The following is a 19,204-nucleotide window of genomic DNA, read 5'->3' on the forward strand; positions in this document are numbered from 1 at the left end:
GGCCGGGGGTGGCCCGCGGGACGGACCCGCATTGGTCCGTACCTGCCCATTGCCGGGCTCCCGGCCACGGGTCAAGCTCGGCCCATGGACCTGGAGTTGCGGCACCTCAAGACGATCCGGGCGATCGCCGACGCGGGCAGCCTGACCAAGGCCGCCACCGTGCTCGGGCTCGCGCAGCCCGCCCTGAGCGCGCAGTTGAAGCGGATCGAGCGCGCCCTGGGAGGGGAGCTCTTCGAGCGGGGGCGGCACGGCGTGCGGGCCACTCCGCTCGGGGAGTTCGTGCTCGCCCGCGCCCGGGTCGTCCTGCCCGCGGTCAGCGGCCTGCGCGAGGAGGCGCTGCGGTTCGGCCGGGCCTGGGAGGGCGGGGCGGGGTTCCGGCTCGGCGCGACGCACGGGCCGCTGCTCGGCGCCCTGGTGGACCGGCTCGCCGCCGCGCACCCGGGGGTGCCGGTGACGACCCACACCTCCTGGTCGGAGCGGGAGATCGCCTCCCGCACGGCCGACGGCCGCCTTGACTTCGCGCTGGTGGGGACGTGCGGGGCGAGCACACCGCCGGAGAGCGAACTCCTTGTGTGGCGTGAGGTCGCCCGTGACCCCGTCTTCGTCATGCTGCCCACCGGGCATCCGCTGGCCGGCCGCCAGGAGATCGACCTGGCGGCGCTCGCGGGCGAGGCGTGGACGGACGTGCCGGGCGACGGCTGCTTCGCGGACTGCTTCACCGCCGCGTGCGCCCGCGCGGGGTTCACCCCGTCGTCCGTCTACGAGACGGATGTCGCGTCCTGTGTCCATCTGGTCCAGGTGGGGCGGGCGGTGGGGCTCTGCCGGGCGACGTTCCCGCCGACGCACGGCCTGGTGACCCGGCCGCTCGCCGGGGCGCCGCTGTACTGGCGGCATCTGCTCGGCTGGCATCCGACGGCCCCGGCCCACGACACCGCGCCCGCCGTCTTCGCGCAGGCCCGCGCGGCGCACGCCGAGGCCGCGGCGCGCAGCGAGAGCTACACGGCATGGCTCGCGGCGCCTTCGACCCGCCTTCCCTGACCTGCCCGGTGGGGCCTCGGCGAGACCTCGTGGCGGGTTCCATAACGCCGGGGCAGGGGGTCGACTGACAGCTACTGGGCGGCAGTTGAGGCTTCTACGGTGTGGGCGATCCGCTGACCGACCCCCTCACCGGTCCGCTCACCCCCTCGCAACCGAGGAGACGCCCCCATGCTCCCCACCCACCACAGACGCGCCGCGGCGGCGTGCGCCGCACTCGCCGCGTCCTGCGCCCTGGTCCTCGCGGGTCTGCCCGGCACCGCGAACGCCCAGGCCGATCCCGCTCGCGCCTCTCTGCCATCCCCCGCCGAGACCGCCGCCGTCGACAGGACATCGCCCGAGGTCCTGAAGGCCATGCAGCGGGACCTCGGCCTCACGTCGGCGCAGGCCGAGGCCCGTCTGGTCAACGAGGCCGAGGCCGGCGCCGCCGCGGGAGCCCTGCGGGCCGCCCTCGGCCGTGACTTCGCGGGCGCCTGGGTGCACGGCGCCACGTCGGCGCGGCTCACCGTGGCCACCACCGACGCCTCCGACGTCCCCGCGATCGAGGCGGGGGGTGCGCGGGCCGAGGTCGTGCGGCACTCCACGGCCCAACTGGACGCGGCCAAGGCGAAGTTGGACCGCGCCGCGAAGAAGGCGGCGACGCGCGACGCGCCCGTCTGGTACGTCGACGTGCGCTCCAACGCGATCGTGGTGCGTGCCGTGCACACCGCCGCCGCCAAGTCCCTCGTCTCCGCCGCGGGTGTTGCTTCCTCCCTCGTACGGATCGAGAGGACCAAGGAACGGCCGCGCCCGCTGTACGACCTCGTGGGCGGCGAGGCGTACTACATGGGCGGCCGGTGTTCCATCGGCTTCCCGGTCACCAAGGGCACCCAGCAGGGCTTCGCCACGGCGGGCCACTGCGGGCGCGCGGGCACCGCGACCAGCGGCTACAACCAGGTGGCCCAGGGCACGTTCCAGGCGTCGATCTTCCCCGGCAGGGACATGGCCTGGGTCGCCGTCAACTCCCAGTGGACCGCCACCCCGTACGTGAAGGGCCAGGGCGGGCAACGGGTCGGCGTCGGGGGCTCCACGCAGTCCCCGGTGGGTGCGTCGATCTGCCGGTCCGGCTCCACTACGGGGTGGCACTGCGGCACGATCCAGCAGCACAACACCAGTGTCACCTACCCCGAGGGCACCATCAGCGGCGTGACGCGGACGACGGTCTGCGCGGAGCCGGGCGACTCGGGCGGCTCCTACATATCCGGGAGCCAGGCGCAGGGCGTCACGTCGGGCGGCTCGGGCAACTGCTCAAGCGGCGGGACGACCTTCCACCAGCCGATCAATCCGCTGCTCCAGCAGTTTGGCTTGACGCTCAAAACCACTGGGGGTGGCCCCGGGCCCGGCCCCGGTGACCCTGAGCCCGGCGGCACTTGGGCCGCGGGCAAGGTCTATGCCCCCGGAGACACCGTCACCTACGGCGGGTCGACCTACCGGTGCCTGCAGGGGCATCAGGCTCAGCCTGGGTGGCAGCCGCCCAACACCCCTGCGCTGTGGCAGTCCGCCTGATCGCTCGGCCGCGGGCCGCATGTGGCTGAGCGCGCAGTTCCCCGCGCCCCTTACGGGGCGCGGTCTCAGCCCAGGATGCCTCTGCTGTACGCCGTGGCCACCGCCGCCGCCCGGTCCTTGACGCCCAGCTTGCCGTAGATGTGGGTGAGGTGCGTCTTGACCGTGGCCTCGCTGATGAAGAGTTCGACGGCGATCGCACGGTTCGACGTGCCCTTGGCGACGAGCGCGAGCACTTCCCGTTCGCGGGTGCTCAGCGGCTCGTTGCCGGGGGCACGCACGCGTGAGACGAGCCGGGACGCGACGGCGGGCGAGAGGACCGTGCGGCCCTGGGCCGCCGCGCGGACCGCGGTGAACAGGTCGTCGCGGGGCGCGTCCTTGAGGAGATAGCCGGTCGCGCCCGCCTCGATCGCGGGCAGCGTGTCCGAGTCCGTGTCGTACGTGGTGAGGACCAGGACCCGGGCCCGGGCGCCGCGCCGGCCCAGCTCGGCGATCGCGTCGACGCCGCCCCCGCCCGGCATGCGCAGGTCCATCAGGACGACGTCCGGGTCCAGGCGCTCCACCAGGGCGAGCGCCTCGACGCCGTCGGCGGCCTCGCCGAGCACCTCGAAGCACGGGTCCGACCGGAACATGCCGCGCAGACCGTCCCGTACGACGGGATGGTCATCGACGATGAGCAGGGTGATCAGGTCAGCCATGGCGGACCAACGGTACGCGAGCCGAGAGCGCGGTGCCGTTGCCCGGCTCCGATTCGACGGTGAACGAGCCCGCGATGCGTTCGGCGCGGGCCCGCATGCCGTCCAGGCCGAAGCCGCCGGAGCCGCTGCGCCGCACCAGGGTCAGCGGGTCGAAGCCGCGGCCGTCGTCGCGTACGTCCAGGGCGACCTCGCCCTCCATGTAGGAGAGGGTGACGCCGAGGCGGTCGGCTTCCGCGTGCCGGGCGGCGTTGGACAGGGCCTCCTGGACGATGCGCAGGAGGGTCGCCTCGATCTCTTCGTGGAGCGGCTCGGCGGGTCCGGTGACCGTGAAGTCGGCGCGGACGCCGGTGCGTTCGGCCCACTGGGCGACCGTCTTCTTCAGCGCTTCGGGCAGCGCGTCGTGCTCCAGGGCCGTCGGGGAGAGGTTGTGGACGGAGCGGCGGGCCTCGCCGAGGCTGTGCCGGGCCAGGTCGGCGGCGCGGCCAAGGTGTTCGCGGGCCAGGGTCTCGTCGGAGGCGGTGGAGACGACCTGGAGCTGGGCGATGATGCCGGTCAGGCCCTGCGCGATGGTGTCGTGGATCTCGGCGGCGAGCCTGCGCCGCTCGTCGGCGACGCCCGCCTCCCTTGCCTGGACGAGGAGTTGGTCGTGCAGGGCGGCGTTCTCGTCCATGGCCTGCTGGAGTGCGGTGTTGGTGCGTTCCAGTTCGACGATGGTGGCAGCGGCGTCGCGGGCGCGCTGTTCCTCCTGCTCCGCGAGGTGGGCGAAGACGGTGAGCAGCGCGATGTTCACGGCGAGCAGCCCGCCGAAGACGGACCAGCCGAGTTCCTCGTCGGGCGGAAGTCCGCCCGACTGGGAGCCCGCCATGATGACGGCGGTGGCGAAGAGGCCGGGCTTGACCAGACGCGGGGACAGCAGCCGTTCGGCGCCGAAGTAGCCGACGACGGCGTAGAACGCGAAGAACGGGTTGATCCAGGTGAGGACGAAGGCGATCGCCCAGCGCAGGGCGTAGTAGACGGCGCCCGTGCGCGAGGGGCCGGGGTGGGCGGGGGCCAGGCGGCCCCACCACAGCTGGAGCGCCACCGCGGCGACGACCAGGGCCCCCGCCACGTACCACGCGTCGCGGCCCATGCCGACGACGCCGCTCGTGGCGGCCGACATGAGGATGCCGAACCCGAGCAGGACGTAGGGGCCCCAGCGGTGGAACATGCCCCATCGCCGCTCGATCATCTGCGTGGCGTCCGCCGTGGTCGCACTCACGCCCCCAGTGTCGGTCACGCGCCGGGCCGGGTCCGGGTCACTCCCACCGGAACCACCGCGCGGCCGCCGCCGAGAGGACCACGGTCCACACCGCGAGCACGCCGAGGTGGGACAGTCCTGGCCAGTCGCCGGCCGCGGCCTCGCCCAGGGCCTGGGCCGCGGCGCCGAGCGGGGCGATCTCCACGACGCGGGCGAGCGCGTCCGGCATCGCCTGCACCGGCAGCCAGACACCCGCGCTGAACATCATCGGGAAGAAGACGGCGGAGCCGATCGCGGTCGCGGCCTTGGTCGTGCGCGAGATCGCGGAGACCACGGCGCCGAGTGCGAGCCCGCACAGGATGGCGAGAAGCAGCGCGATCGCGTAGCCGAAGGCCTGGCGCGGCAGGGGCACGTCGAAGACCAGGCGGCCCACGGTCAGGGAGAGCAGGGCCGAGACGAGCGCGGCGGCGCCGTGGATGCCCATCTGCGCGCCGAGGACGGCGGAGGGGCGGACCGGCGTGGTCGACATGCGGCGCAGGATGCCGCGTTCGCGGTAGCCGGTGATCATCGGCGGCATGGCCTGGAGGCCCGCCATGATCAGCGAGAGCAGCACCGTCACGGGGACGTACGCGTCGACGAGGCGGACGCCGCCCAGCGAGGCGTCGGTCTCCCGGAAGGAGGGGATGGAGCCGAGGATCACCAGGAGGACCGTGGGGAACGCCATGATCCAGAAGAGGGCGCCCGGCTCGCGGCGGAAGATCCGGAACTCGGCCTTGAGGACGGCGGCCGAGGCCTTGCTCCTCGCGGTGGCGTGCGGCGCGGCGACGGCGGTGGTCGTGGTCATGCCGTGGCTCCCGTCAGGTCGAGGAACGCGTCGTCCAACGTGGCGTCGGATACCCGAAGTTGGTGGGCGGTGATGTGGTGCCGGGCGAGCAGCGTGATGGCGGCGTTGACGGTCTCGTCGGTGCCGCCCAGGGTGTAGCGGCCGTCGCGCTGGTCGACGGAGATCACCCGCGGCAGGGCGGCGAGCTCCCGCTCGTCGAGGGGCGCGGACGGGGTGAAGGACATGACGGTGGATCCGGCGGCGCGGCTGATGAGGCCCGCCGGGCTGTCGAGCGCGGCGATCCGCCCCTGGTCGATGACCGCGATGCGGTCGCAGAGGCGCTGGGCCTCCTCCATGAAGTGGGTGACCAGGAGGACGGTGACGCCGCTGTCGCGTACGTCCTCGATGAGCTCCCAGGTATCGCGGCGGGCGCGCGGGTCGAGCCCGGTGGTCAGCTCGTCGAGCACGACGACCCTCGGGTTGCCGATCAGCGCGAGCGCGATGAACAGGCGCTGCTTCTGGCCTCCGGAGAGCTTGCCGAAGCGGCTGTCCAGCTTGTCGGTCAGGCGCAGGCGTTCGGCGAGGGGGCGCCAGTTCGCGGGGTTCGGGTAGAACGCGGCGTACAGCTCAAGGGCCTCGCGCACGGTGAGCTTCGCCTGGAGCTCGCTCTCCTGGAGCTGGGCGCCGAGGAGCTGGGTGACCCGGTCGTGGTCGGCGACGGGGTCGTGCCCGGCGACGCGGACGGTTCCGCTGTCGGGCAGGCGCAGGCCCTCGACGCACTCCACGGTGGTGGTCTTGCCCGCGCCGTTGGGCCCGAGGACGCCGAAGATCTCGCCCTCCTCGACGGCGAAGGAGACACCGTCGACGACGGCACGTCCGCCGTAGGCCTTGCGCAGGTCCCGCACTTCGATGATGGGCATGGGTCGAGCCTCGCCGGTGGGCGGGGGTCCCTGCATCGCCCATCGCGCTCGAAGCGGCATCGGCCGATCGGTTGATGGCGGGGTACGACTTGGCGTCATGTCCCTGGGGCTTAGGACCAGCGGACGAGCAGGGACGGGCCAAAACTCAGTGGGCTGTGCGGGTGGCCGTCCGTAGGCTCGCTCCTGATGCCGAAACCAGATGCACCGACCAAGGAACCGACCCGGGAAGGGTCAGCGGCGCGGACTCTGCTGCGGCTGTGGCCGTATGTCCGACCCGTACGAACTCGCCTGTTCGGCGCGGCATTTGTCGCGATCATCGCCTCCTGTACGGGGCTAGTCTTCCCCCTCGTCCTGAAGTGGCTCGTGGACGGGCCTGTGGCGGACCGGGACCTGGCGGGTGTGTGGCTCGGGGCGCTGCTCCTGCTGCTGCTCGGTGTCGCGGAGGCGCTGCTCTTCGGCCTGCGGCGGTGGCTCGTGGCCCGGCCGCTCGCCTCCGTCGAGGCGGCGATGCGGGCGGATCTCTACCGCCATCTGCAGCGGCTTCCCGTGGCGTTCCACGACCGCTGGGCCTCGGGCCAGCTCCTGTCGCGCGGCACGACGGATCTGATGCTGCTCCGGATGTTCCTCGCCTTCCCGCTGACGTTCCTGATCGTGAACGGGACGACGATCGTGGTCGGCATGGCGATCCTGCTGGCGCAGGACTGGGCGCTCGGTCTCGTCCTGCTGACCCCGCTGCTGCCGCTGGTGGTCGCCTGCGCGTACTTCGAGGGCCGGTACATGGCGGTGGCGCGGCGGGCGCAGGACCAGGTCGGCGATCTGACGACGGTCGTCGAGGAGAGCGTGCTCGGTATCCGCATCATCAAGGGCTTCGGCCGCCACCGCAGTCAGGCGCACGCGTTCCGCGAGCTTTCGCACACGCTGCGGGGCACGGAACTGGTCAAGGCGCGGCTGCTCGCGGCGATCTACGCGGTGATCATGACGCTGCCGGAGATCGCGCTCGGTGCGGCGCTCGTCCTCGGGACGGTGCAGGTGGCGGACGGCGATCTGTCGACGGGCACGCTGGTCGCGTTCCTCTCCACGGCGCTCGCGCTGCGCTGGCCGGTGGAGTCGATCGGGTTCCTGCTCGCGATGAGCCAGGAGTCGGCGACGGCCACGGAGCGGTACTTCGAGGTGATGGACGCGGAGCCGGAGTCCTCGGTGATGGTGGCCGCCGACGAGGGGCCGGGCTCCGGTGCTGCGGCCGGACTCCGCTTCCACGGCGTGGAGTTCCGCTACCCGGACGCGCCGCCCGATGCGCCGCCCGCGCTCGACCGGATCGACCTGCACATTCGCCCCGGCGAGACGCTCGCCCTCGTGGGCGCGACGGGCAGCGGCAAGACGACGCTGACGGCGCTGGTGCCCCGGCTGCACGAGGTGAGCGGGGGCCGCATCACGCTGGACGGCGAGGACATCACGGAGATGGACCGCGAGCGGCTGCGCACGCTGGTGGCGGTCGCCTTCGAGGAGCCGACGCTCTTCTCCGCGACGGTGGGCGAGAACGTCCTCATGGGGGCCGGGGAAGCCGCGGGCGACGCGGAGTTGGAGCGCGCCCTGGAGGTCGCCCAGGCCGACTTCGCCCACGCACTCCCCCAGGGCACGGCCACCCAGGTCGGCGAACAGGGCCTGAGCCTCTCCGGCGGCCAGCGCCAGCGCCTCGCCCTGGCCCGCGCGGTGGTGGGCCGCCCGCGCTTCCTGGTCCTGGACGACCCGCTCTCGGCGCTGGACGTCCACACGGAGACCCTGGTGGAGGCGGCTCTGCGGCGCGTCCTGAAGGACACGACGGCCCTGGTGGTGGCCCACCGCCCCTCCACGGTCCTGCTCGCCGACCGGGTGGCCCTGCTCTCCGACGGCAGAATCACCGCGGTGGGCACCCACCAGGAACTGCTGCGGGGGAACGCGGAGTACGCGTGGCTGATGTCGGGGGCGGGGGTCGCTCCCGCGACAGGGGAAGCGGCCCCGGGTCCGGACGGCGCCCCTACGGCGGGGGGAGCGGACCAGGCGTCCGCCCAAGGCCCGACGAAGACGGAGGCCGACCGCACGGCAGGGGAAGTGGACACGACACCCACGAACGGCCGGACGAGCGCGGACGCCGCTCCCGCGACAGGGGAAACGGCCGCGGAGCCCGCGAACGGGCGGACGAGGGCGAAGGCCGACCCCGCGACAGGGCAGGCGGACGCCGCGCCCGCGCCAAGGAAAGCGGACCCTGCGCCCACCCACGGCCCGGCAAAGGCAGACGCCGACCCCGCGGCCGGGAAAGCAAACCCTGCACCCGCCCACGGACCGACAAAAGCAGACGCCAGCCCCGCAGCAAGGAAAGCAGACCCTGCACCCGCACCCAGCCCGGCAAAGCCAGACGCCGACCCCACGGCAGGGAAAGCAAACCCTGCACCCGCCCACGGACCGACAAAAGCAGACGCCAGCCCCGCAGCAAGGGAAGCAGACCCTGCGCCCACCCACGGCCCGGCGAAGGCAGACGCCGACCCCGCGGCCGGGGAAGTGGAACCGGAGGCCGCCACCGTGCCCTCGGCCCCAGCCCCACACGCACCCCCACCCACACCCCCACAGACAGCAGCGGGCCCCGCGTCCGCGGAAGGTGAGGCCGCACGATGAGCGCGTCGACACCCGCCTCACGTACCACGGGGCCTGACGAGGGAGACCTCCTCTCAGCCGAGCGCGCCGCTTCCGCCGACCCGCACCCCGAACTCCCCTCCCCCGCCGACCACTTCGACAAGGACACCCTCCCCGCGCCCCCCGGCGCCACCTCCGCCCTGCTGCGTTCGCTGCTCTCGCCGTTGCGTGGGCGCGTTGTTCTCGCGGCCGTGCTGCTTCTTCTCCAGCAGGCCGCCGTGCAGGGCGGGCCGCTGCTCGTCGCGTACGCCATCGACCGTGGCGTGCCCGCCGTCCGTGCCGACGACTACGGGCCGCTCGTCGCCATCGGCATCGGATATCTGCTCTGCGCGGCGGCATCCGGCGGGTTCCAGTACGCGTTCATCGTGGCCTCCGCCCGCGTCAACCAGGACGTACTGCTCGATCTGCGGGGGCGGATCTTCCGCCATGCGCAGGCACTCAGCGTGGACTTCCACGAGCAGTACACCTCGGGGCGGCTCATCTCCCGGTCCACCACCGACGTGGAATCCCTGCGGGAACTCCTCAGCGAGGGGCTTCAGGAGCTGGTCACCGTCATCCTGTCCTTCGTCTACATCTCGGCGATGCTGCTCTGGCTCGACCTGAGCCTCGGCGCGGCGGCGGTCGTGTCGTTCGTGCCGCTGTATCTGCTGGTGCGCCGATATCAGCATCGCGCCGGGCCCCTCTTCGGGAAGCGGTCCACCGCCATCGCCGCCGTCATCGTGAAGTTCGCCGAGACGATGAACGGCATCCGGCCGGTCCGCGCCTTCCGGCGCGAGCGCGCCAACGAGGCCGAGTTCGGCGTGCTCAACCGCCACCACGAGCGGTCGAACGGCGACGCCATGCTGGAGATGGCCCGCTATGTGGTCGGCTCCCGGCTCGTCGCCAACACGGCCGTCGCCGGCATCGTCCTGTGGGGCGCCTACCGCGTCACCGACGGCACCCTCGCGCTCGGCGTCCTCGCCGCGGCCGTGCTCTATCTGCGGCGCCTGTACGACCCAATCGACCGGCTCGGGATGTTCCTGAACTCCTACCAGTCGGCCGCCGCCTCCCTGGAGAAGGTCGCCGGACTCCTTGCCCAGACGCCCTCCGTGCCCGAGCCCCACCCCGACCGCGCCCGCCCGCTGCCCGCCCTCGCCTCCGAACACCCGGGCCGCGAGGTCGACTTCGACGGCGTGCGGTTCGCCTACCGGACCGGCGGCGAGGTCCTGCCCCGCTTCGACCTGACGCTGCCCGCCGGGCAGACCGTCGCCGTCGTCGGCTCCACCGGCGCGGGCAAGTCGACGCTCGCCAAGCTGCTCGCCCGCTTCTACGACCCGACGGCGGGCCGGGTCCTGCTCGACGGGGTCGACCTGCGGGACCTCGCCAACGCCGAGCTGAGGCGCGGCGTCGTCATGGTGACCCAGGAGGCCTTCCTCTTCTCCGGCACGGTCGCCGAGAACATCGCCATCGGCCGCCCCGACGCCACCCGCGAGGACATCGAGCGGGCGGCGAAAGCCATCGGCGCCCACGACTTCATCACGTCACTGCCCGACGGCTACGACACCGACGTACGCAAGAGGGGCGGCCGAATCTCCGCCGGTCAGCGCCAGCTCGTCGCCTTCGCGCGGGCGCTGCTCGCCGACCCTGCGGTGCTGATCCTCGACGAGGCGACCAGCTCGCTCGACATCCCCGGCGAGCGGGCCGTGCAGCGCGCCATGCACACGGTGCTTCGCGGACGTACCGCCGTCGTGATCGCCCACCGGCTCTCCACGGTGGAGATCGCCGACCGGGTGCTCGTGATGGAGCACGGGCGCGTCGTGGAGGACGGCACACCGGACGAACTGATCGCCGGGAGCGGGTCGTTCGCGGACCTGCACCGGGCGTGGCGGGACAGCGTGGTGGGGTAGGCGCAGGGGCAGGCCGCCGCGCGGTCCGCACGGGCACCTCCGGTAATCTGGACTTTTCCCCCAGAAGGAGATGCATCAGTGGAGTTCCGGCTGCTCGGAGCGGTTTCCGTCGCCACCGAGAGCGGCGAACTGCCCCTCGGTCCGGCCAAGCGGCGCAGCCTCCTCGCCGCCCTGCTCCTGCGGCCCAACCGCCCGGTGCCGGTGGACCAGTTGACGGCCACGCTGTGGGATCACGAACCTCCGCCGCGTGCCCGGAGCGTCATCCAGGGCCATGTGTCGCGGCTGCGGGTCCTGTTCGCGGGCGCGGACGCCGAGATGTTCGGCGTGGAGCTGGTCACCCAGGGCACCTCCTACGTCCTGCGGATGCCGGAGAGCCTCCTGGACGCCCACCGGTTCGAGGAGCTGGTGACGCTGGCCCGCGGCCAGCGCGCGCCGGCCGACGCCGTGGCGATGTACCAGGAGGCGCTGTCCCTGTGGCAGGGGCCCGCGCTGAGCGGCACCTATCCGAGCCCGCCGCTCCAGGCCGCAGCCCATGCCTTGGACGAACTCCGGCTCGCCTCCGTGGAGATGCTGGCCGGGGCCTACGCGCGCCTCGGCGAGCACAACCGCGCGGCGGCCGTCCTGCGCGCGGAGGCCGAGGCACACCCGCTGCGGGAATCGCTGGCCGCGGCGCTCATGCGCGAACTCCAGCGTGCGGGGCGCCGTTCGGAGGCGCTCGACTGGTTCCACCGCACCCGGCGGCTGCTGGCCGACGAACTGGGCGTCGACCCGGGCCGTGAGCTCGCGGACGCCTACGGGGTCGCGCTGCGCGGGGAGGATGACGACGCGGGGGCGGCGGCCCCGGCCGCGGCTGCCCCCGCGCCCGTCCCGGCACACGGTGCGCCCACCGCCCCCGTGGCGGACACGGTCGACCTGCTGCCGCGCATGCCCCGCGGCTTCCACGGGCGGGCGGGCGAACTGACCGACCTGTCCCGCGCGGCCGCGGGCGAAGCCCCTGTGTGCCTGGTCACCGGGCCCGCGGGCGTGGGCAAGACGGCCCTGGTCGTGCACTGGGCGCACCGCAACCGCGCCGCGTTCCCCGGCGGTCTGCTCTACGCCGACCTGCGCGGCTTCAGCGACACGGGCGAGCCGACGCACCTCGAAGTGCTGCGCGAGTTCCTGCTCGCCCTCGGGGTCGCGCCGCGCCGGATCCCGGAGTCGGCGAACGGCGCGTCCGCGCTGTACCGCTCGCTCGCCGCCGACCGGCAGCTCCTCGTCGTCCTGGACAACGCGCGCGGCTCCGAGCAGGTCAGGGAGCTCCTTCCGGGAGGCACGCGCTGCGTCACCGTGGTCACCAGCCGCTACCGCCTGCGTGGCCTGATCGCGTCCGACGCCGCCCGGCCCGTCCCGGTGGACGTACTGGAACCGGACGACAGCACGGCCCTGCTCGCCGCGGTGCTCGGCAAGGAGCGGGTCCTCGCGGAGGCGGTGGGCGCCCGGCGGCTCGTGGAGCTGTGCGGCGGGCTTCCCCTCGCGCTGCGCGTGGCCGCGGCCCGCCTGGCGGACCAGCCGGACTGGTCCCTGCGGGCGATGAGCACCGAACTGGCCGACGAATCACGCCGGTTGACCCTGCTCGACGTGGAGGACACGGGCGTACGCGCGGCGCTGCGGCTCACCGTGCGGCGGCTGCCCGATGACGTCGCGCACCACTTCGCGCACCTGGGCCGCCATCCGGGCACGCACGTCGACCGCTTCACGGCAGCCGCCCTCGCGGGCACGGACCCGGACACGGCCGAGGCCGCCCTCGACCGGCTTACCGCCGCCCATCTCGTCACCCGGACCGCGCCGGGGCGCTGGACCCTGCACGATCTCGTACGCCTCTACGCGCGCGACCTGGACGCGGGGCCCGACGCCCTGATCCGGGTGCTCGACCACAGCGTGGCCACCGCCCTGGCGGCGGCCGACGCGGCCGAGCCCGGCGACGAGTCGTGCTTCACGCTGCCCGCGGACTTCCGTCCGCCGCACGCGATACGGACGTTCGCGGACCGCGACGAGGCCATGGAGTGGTACGCGGCCGAGCGTGACGACCTGATGCTCGCCGCGGCCGCGGCGGACGCGGCCGGGCTGCCCGGCAGGACGTGGCGGATCGTCCTCGGGCTGTGGCCGCAGATGGTGTGGCGGGTCCTTGACGGCTGGACTCCCTTGCTCCACAAGGCGCTTGAGGCGGCGAGGGCCGAATCGGACGCCCGCGCGGAGTCGCGGGTCCTCGCCCTGCTCGGGTGGGTGCTCACCGAGGAGGGACGCACCGAGGAGGCCCTCGTGCACCTGGAGGCCGCCCCGGTGATCGCCGCCCGCGCGGGCGACCGGCGCGGCGAGGCGACGGCCCTGATCAATCTCTCCCTCGCCCAGGCCGCGCTCGGCAGCCCGGAGGAGGCGGCGGAGGGCTGCGTACAGGCGGCGCACCTGGCCCGCGAGGCAGGCGACCGCCACACCGAACGCCTGGCCCTGCACCACCTCGCCCGGCATCAACTGGACACCAGGCAGTGGCAGTCGGCCCTGGACACGTCGGTCGCGGCCCTGGACATCGAGAGCTCCCCGAAGGCCCCGGCGACCTCCCGCGTCCTGCTGCTCACCGCGGGCGGCGAGGCCCTCATCGGCATGGGCGACGAGGCCGAGGGAATCCGCCGCCTGGAGGGCGCGGCGAGCGAGGCGGAGGCGTCCGGCTACGACGAGGGCGCGGTGCGGGCCCTCGGTGCGCTGCTGCGGGTGTCGGCGGACGTGGGGCTGCGGGCGCGCTACGACACGGCGATGGTGCGGCTCGCGGAACGGACCTGAGGGGAGCCTGCGACACGGCTCATGGCGTGGTCCAGCTGCACCGCGCCTCACGATGCGGTCAGCCTGCACCCCGGCATGCCTCAGCCGTGAGCACGTGAGCGCGGGCGACGGGCCCCCCGTGCACACCCACGCGGACCCGGCTCCACAGCGCGCTCGCGCCCCGCCCCCCACACCACACACGGAAACGCGCACCGAGCCCCACGGCGCTCCACGGCGCTCCACGGCTCGGACCCGATCCGCGCCGCGGCTCCCGCTCCCACGCTCCAGGCCCGGACGCACACCCCCACGAACCCCCAGCTCATCCCCCCTCCGCGGCGCGACCCCCCGCGTCAGCGGGACGTCAGCGCGGCGTGAGCGGAACGCCAGCGGGGGCGGACACAGTGGTGTCAACAGCGGGAACGACCAACCCGTTCCGCACCCACCACCACCGCACGGGGGAACCTCACATGCGTACGACCCGGATCCGCACCACCGTCCTCGCCGCCACCACCGCCGCGCTCGCCCTGACCCTGACCGCCTGTGGCGGCTCGGACGGCTCCGGCGGCAGCGCGTCGAAGGCCGGTTCGGGCCGGAGCGTCGCCACGGCCGACGGCGCGAAGGGCTCCGAGAAGGCGTCCGGGACGACGGTCACGACGGAGACGGGCGGCGGCGGCGAGCAGGGCACGACAGGCTCCGGTGCGGGCAAGGCCGCCCCCGCACGCGCCGCCGCGGCCCAGCCGTGCACGGGCGACGAGATCTCGTACGCCGTGCTGCACCGCTTCCCCGCACAGGAGGGCGAGCACCTCCTGATCACCGCGACGAACGCCGACTCCAAGCCCTGCTGGGTCACTTCCTACCCGTCCGTGATGCTCGGCGACACCTCGGACGTCCTGCCCCACGCGGCCAAGGACGCCCCGGGCGGCACCGCCCGGATCACGGTCAAGCCCGGCGGCAAGGTCTACTCCGCCGTGGCCCTGTTCACCGACAGCGACAGGACCCACACCGCGACGGAGCTCTCCGTCGCCCTGCGCGACCAGACCGGCGACACCGGCCCGGGCGCGGGGACGGGCGCCTTCGACGGCAAGGGCGCGCCGTCGGAGTTCACCTGGTCCGACGCCGAGGTCACCAACTGGAACACCACGAAGCCCTACGACTTCTGATCAACGAGCCATCACCCGAGCACCGGTCTGGAGCGACGCAGCGCTCCAGGCCGGCTTTCGTGCTGCCTGAACTCGGCGATATCCAGCGCTGGTTGGGGTGCGGAATCGGCCACACCCCTTCGGACACCCCACGAAGTTTCACCTCGAACAATCGCGAGCCCTTGGCGTTGAGCGACCCCTCCGTATATCGAACGTGGTCCACCGGGCAGCGGACCAGTTCCGGCCAACTCTTGACGCACTCCTGACAAACAGAGCGGCCCGGTGCCACTCTTCCCCTCGATTCCCAGCTCCACCAGGCTCCACAACGCTCCACGTTCTGCCTTGTTCTGCCCGGACGGCACGACCGCGCCGACCGGTCCCCCTGGCCGCGTATCCCGCGGCCACGCAGAAGGAGTCCGTGTTGAGAAGCACCTCTCACAGACCTGCCTCCCACAGACGCGCCACCGCCGCGGGCGCCCTGACCGCCGTCGCCGCCCTTGTCGCGGTGGCCTTCCAGACGGGCCCGGCATCGGCCGACGACCCCGGGATATCCAAGGCCAAGGCCCCGGCCGCGGCCAAGATAGGCAAGGCCGACCCCGGTTCCCTGCCCGTGAAGCTCTCCCCCGCCCAGCGTGCCGCGCTCCTCAAGGACGCCAACGCCACCAAGGCGGACACGGCCAAGGACCTCGGGCTCGGCGCCAAGGAGAAGCTCGTCGTACGTGACGTCATCAAGGACGTCGACGGCACGACGCACACCCGCTACGAGCGCACCTACGACGGCCTGCCCGTCCTCGGCGGCGACATGGTCGTCGACGAGGCGAAGTCCGGGAAGACCGAGGGCGTCACCAAGGCCGCGAAGGCCGAGCTCAAGGGCGTCGACACCAGCGCCGACGTGAAGGCGTCGGCCGCCGAGAAGCAGGCGCTCGGCGCGGCGAAGGCCGAGGGCTCGAAGAAGACCGACGCGGACCGCGCACCGCGCAAGGTCGTCTGGATGGCCAAGGGCGAGCCGACGCTCGCGTACGAGACGGTGGTCGGCGGGCTGCAGCACGACGGCACCCCGAACGAGCTGCACGTCATCACGGACGCGGCCACCGGCAAGAAGATCTTCCAGTGGCAGGGCATCGAGAACGGCACGGGCAACACCCAGTACAGCGGTCAAGTCACCCTGGGATCGGCCCAGTCGGGGTCCAGCTACAACCTGACGGACACCGCTCGCGGCAACCACAAGACGTACAACCTCAACCGCGCCACGTCCGGCACCGGCACGCTCTTCTCGGGCCCGGACGACGTGTGGGGCAACGGCCAGCCCTCCAACCTGGAGACCGCGGGCGCGGACGCCCACTACGGGGCCGCGCTGACCTGGGACTACTACAAGAACGTGCACGGCCGTTCCGGTATCCGGGGTGACGGCGTCGGCGCGTCGTCACGCGTCCACTACGGCAACAACTACGTCAACGCGTTCTGGTCCGACAGCTGCTTCTGCATGACGTACGGCGACGGCGCGGGCAACGCCAAGCCGCTGACGTCCATCGACGTGGCGGCCCACGAGATGACGCACGGCGTCACCGCGGCCACCGGCAACATGACGTACAGCGGCGAGTCCGGTGGCCTGAACGAGGCCACCTCCGACATCTTCGCGGCGGCCGTGGAGTTCCACGCCAACAACGCGCAGGACGTCGGCGACTACAACGTCGGCGAGAAGATCGACATCCGGGGCAACGGCACCCCGCTGCGCTACATGGACAAGCCCAGCAAGGACGGCTCGTCCAAGGACTCCTGGTACTCGGGCATCGGCAGCATCGACGTCCACTACTCGTCCGGCGTCGCCAACCACTTCTACTACATGCTGAGCGAGGGCAGCGGCGCCAAGGTGATCAACGGCGTCTCGTACGACTCCCCGACCTCGGACGGTCTGCCGGTGACCGGAATTGGTCGTGACAAGGCGTCGCTCATCTGGTTCAAGGCGCTGACGACGAAGTTCACCACGACCACCAACTACGCGGCGGCCCGCACCGGGACCCTCGCGGCGGCCGGTGAGCTGTACGGCACCACGAGCCCCGAGTACAACGCGGTGGCCCACGCCTGGGCAGCGGTCAACGTCGGCGCGCGGCCCGGTGGCGGCGGCGGCACGGACTTCGAGAACACCACCGACGTGGCCATCCCGGACCGGGGCGCGGCCGTCACCTCGTCGGTCAACGTCACCGGACGCACGGGCAACGCGCCCGCCGCGCTGAAGGTCGGCGTCGACATCGTGCACACCTGGCGCGGCGACCTGGTCGTCGACCTGGTGGCCCCGGACGGCTCGACGTACCGCCTGAAGAACTCGAGCGCGAACGACTCGGCGGACAACATCGTCGAGACGTACACGGTCAACGCCTCGTCCGAGGTGGCCAACGGCACCTGGAAGCTGAAGGTCCAGGACGTGGCCGCGCAGGACGTCGGCCGCATCAACAGCTGGAAGCTGACCTTCCCGTAAGCCCTGACCAGGCTTGAGACACATGCAGACTGCGCCGCTCCGGGTGGATCCACTCCCCGGGGCGGCGCACCCATGCGTGGCGCCGGCCGCGTAACTCCCCGTTCGCATTGCGTACATGGACCATCGCTCAACGGACGATTTCTGGCCAACCTGCGGTCAGGGACCTGACATGAACCTGGCCCAACTGACACTCTTCCCTCGATCAGTCACACCAGTACACCCGCACCGCATCTTTCAGCCCGGACAGTCCCCATGCCGTCCGGGCCCCCCACAGAAGGAGCATGCGTGACCCCCCACATATCCCGGAAGCGCTCGACGCTGGCCATCGCCACCGCTGTTGCCGCAGGTGCCCTGCTCGCGGGCGGACTTGCCACCGGCGCCTCCGCGCAGCCCGACCGGGCGGCCGCGCCCTCGGGGGCGCCCGTCGCGCTCTCCTCGACGGCCCGTGCGGACCTGCTGCAGGACGCGAACACGGAGAAGGCCGCCACCGCCGAGAAGATCGGCCTCGGCGCCAAGGAGAAGCTCGTCGTACGCGACGTCGTCAAGGACCGCGACGGCACCACGCACACCCGCTACGAGCGCACCTACGACGGCCTGCCCGTCCTCGGCGGCGACCTCGTCGTCCACACCGCCAAGAGCGGCTCGGTCAAGAGCGTGACCAAGGCGGCCAAGGCCACCATCAAGGTCGCCTCCACCTCCGCGAAGGTCGGGGCCAAGTCGGCCGCGAAGTCCGCCGAGTCGACCGCGTCGAAGTCCGGCGACACCAAGAAGGCCGACGCGCAGACTCCCCGCAAGGTCGTCTGGGCCGCGTCCGGCAAGCCGGTCCTCGCCCACGAGACCGTCGTCACCGGCGTCCAGAAGGACGGCACGCCCAGCAAGCTGCACGTCATCACCGACGCGGCCACGGGCAAGAAGCTCTTCCAGTACCAGGCCATCGAGAACGGCGCGGGCCACAGCCAGTACAGCGGCGACGTCGAGGTCGGCTCCAAGAAGGGCACCAGCGGCTTCGACCTGACCGACGACACGCGCGGCGGCCACTCCACGTACGACCTGGCCCACGGCCAGAGCGGCGAGGGCAAGCTCGTCACGGACGACGACGACACGTGGGGCACCGGAAAGCCGGAGGACGTCCAGACCGCCGCCGTCGACGCCGCCTACGGCGCGCAGTTGACGTGGGACTACTACAAGGCCGTGCACGGCCGCGAGGGCATCAAGGGCGACGGCAAGGGCGCCACCTCGCGCGTCCACTACGGCAACGCGTACGTCAACGCGTTCTGGGACGACAGCTGCTTCTGCATGACGTACGGCGACGGCGAGGGCGACAAGAAGCCCCTCACGTCGATGGACGTGGCCGCGCACGAGATGACGCACGGCGTCACGTCGGCGACCGGCAACATGGAGTACAGCGGTGAGTCCGGCGGCCTGAACGAGGCCACCTCCGACATCTTCGCGGCGGCGGTCGAGTTCAACGCCAAGAACCCCGAGGACATCGGCGACTACATGGTCGGCGAGAAGATCGACATCAACGGCGACGGATCGCCGCTGCGCTACATGGACAAGCCCTCCAAGGACGGCTCGTCCCTGGACAACTGGAGCGCGGACGCGGGCAACGTGGACGTCCACTACTCCTCCGGCATCGCCAACCACTTCTTCTACCTGCTGTCCGAGGGCAGCGGCGCGAAGGAGATCAACGGCGTCAAGTACGACTCCCCGACCGCGGACGGCTCCAAGGTCGAGGGCATCGGACGCGACAAGGCCGAGAAGATCTGGTTCAAGGCGCTGACGTCGTACTTCACGACGACGACGGACTACAAGGCGGCCCGCGAGGGCACGCTGAGCGCCGCGAAGGACCTGTACGGCGCGGACTCCGCGGAGTACAAGGGCGTGGACGCGGCCTGGGCCGGCGTGAACGTCAAGTAACTCCCTTCACGACCAGGCGGCACCCGGGGTTCTCGTTCTCCCCGGGTGCCGCCTGTCGTCGTGCCGGA

12 protein-coding genes are annotated in these 19,204 nt (G+C 72.4%); 8 read left to right on the top strand and 4 right to left on the bottom strand.

Annotation, left to right across the window (positions count from 1 at the left end):
* Positions 1-84 precede the first annotated feature (84 nt).
* Positions 85-1,038, top strand: coding sequence for a LysR family transcriptional regulator (locus M4V62_RS14310; RefSeq protein WP_249587642.1), 954 nt, complete (start codon positions 85-87; stop codon positions 1,036-1,038).
* Positions 1,039-1,206: 168 nt separating this feature from the next.
* Complete coding sequence (locus M4V62_RS14315; RefSeq protein ID WP_249587643.1) at positions 1,207-2,580, top strand: carbohydrate-binding protein; 1,374 nt, start codon at positions 1,207-1,209, stop codon at positions 2,578-2,580.
* Between the two features lie 65 nt (positions 2,581-2,645).
* On the opposite strand, the gene M4V62_RS14320 is transcribed toward M4V62_RS14315, so the two are convergent.
* The 4 genes from M4V62_RS14320 to M4V62_RS14335 form a co-directional block, all read right to left on the bottom strand.
* The gene (locus M4V62_RS14320; protein ID WP_283779083.1) at positions 2,646-3,275 is read right to left on the bottom strand and encodes a response regulator; all 630 of its coding nucleotides are present in this window, start codon (positions 3,273-3,275) and stop codon (positions 2,646-2,648) included.
* On the bottom strand, positions 3,268-4,503 hold the full coding sequence (locus M4V62_RS14325; RefSeq protein ID WP_249592828.1) for a sensor histidine kinase: 1,236 nt from the start codon (positions 4,501-4,503) through the stop codon (positions 3,268-3,270). The genes M4V62_RS14320 and M4V62_RS14325 overlap by 8 nt, the downstream gene beginning before the upstream one ends.
* Positions 4,504-4,570: 67 nt before the next feature.
* Positions 4,571-5,356: an ABC transporter permease gene (locus M4V62_RS14330; protein ID WP_249587644.1), complete on the bottom strand. Its 786-nt coding sequence runs from the start codon at positions 5,354-5,356 to the stop codon at positions 4,571-4,573.
* The gene (locus M4V62_RS14335) at positions 5,353-6,255 is read right to left on the bottom strand and encodes an ABC transporter ATP-binding protein (RefSeq protein ID WP_249587645.1); all 903 of its coding nucleotides are present in this window, start codon (positions 6,253-6,255) and stop codon (positions 5,353-5,355) included. Before M4V62_RS14335 ends, M4V62_RS14330 begins: the two co-directional genes overlap by 4 nt.
* A 186-nt stretch (positions 6,256-6,441) precedes the next feature.
* On the opposite strand from M4V62_RS14335, the gene M4V62_RS14340 reads away from it, so the two are divergent.
* From M4V62_RS14340 to M4V62_RS14365, 6 genes are all read left to right on the top strand, one after another.
* A complete protein-coding gene (locus tag M4V62_RS14340) occupies positions 6,442-8,904 on the top strand; it encodes an ABC transporter ATP-binding protein (RefSeq protein ID WP_425575295.1) in 2,463 nt (820 codons plus the stop codon).
* A complete protein-coding gene (locus M4V62_RS14345) occupies positions 8,901-10,808 on the top strand; it encodes an ABC transporter ATP-binding protein (RefSeq protein ID WP_249587646.1) in 1,908 nt (635 codons plus the stop codon). The genes M4V62_RS14340 and M4V62_RS14345 overlap by 4 nt, the downstream gene beginning before the upstream one ends.
* 78 nt (positions 10,809-10,886) lie before the next feature.
* Complete coding sequence (locus tag M4V62_RS14350) at positions 10,887-13,622, top strand: AfsR/SARP family transcriptional regulator (protein WP_249587647.1); 2,736 nt, start codon at positions 10,887-10,889, stop codon at positions 13,620-13,622.
* Between the two features lie 446 nt (positions 13,623-14,068).
* Positions 14,069-14,761 (top strand): DUF4232 domain-containing protein, encoded by a 693-nt coding sequence (locus tag M4V62_RS14355; RefSeq protein WP_249587648.1) that lies wholly within the window; start codon positions 14,069-14,071, stop codon positions 14,759-14,761.
* A gap of 397 nt (positions 14,762-15,158) precedes the next feature.
* A complete protein-coding gene (locus M4V62_RS14360) occupies positions 15,159-17,216 on the top strand; it encodes a M4 family metallopeptidase (RefSeq protein WP_425575296.1) in 2,058 nt (685 codons plus the stop codon).
* A 285-nt stretch (positions 17,217-17,501) separates the two neighbouring features.
* The gene (locus M4V62_RS14365) at positions 17,502-19,136 is read left to right on the top strand and encodes a M4 family metallopeptidase (RefSeq protein WP_249587650.1); all 1,635 of its coding nucleotides are present in this window, start codon (positions 17,502-17,504) and stop codon (positions 19,134-19,136) included.
* Positions 19,137-19,204 lie beyond the last annotated feature (68 nt).

The organism is Streptomyces durmitorensis, from assembly GCF_023498005.1.
Lineage (GTDB): Bacteria > Actinomycetota > Actinomycetes > Streptomycetales > Streptomycetaceae > Streptomyces > Streptomyces durmitorensis.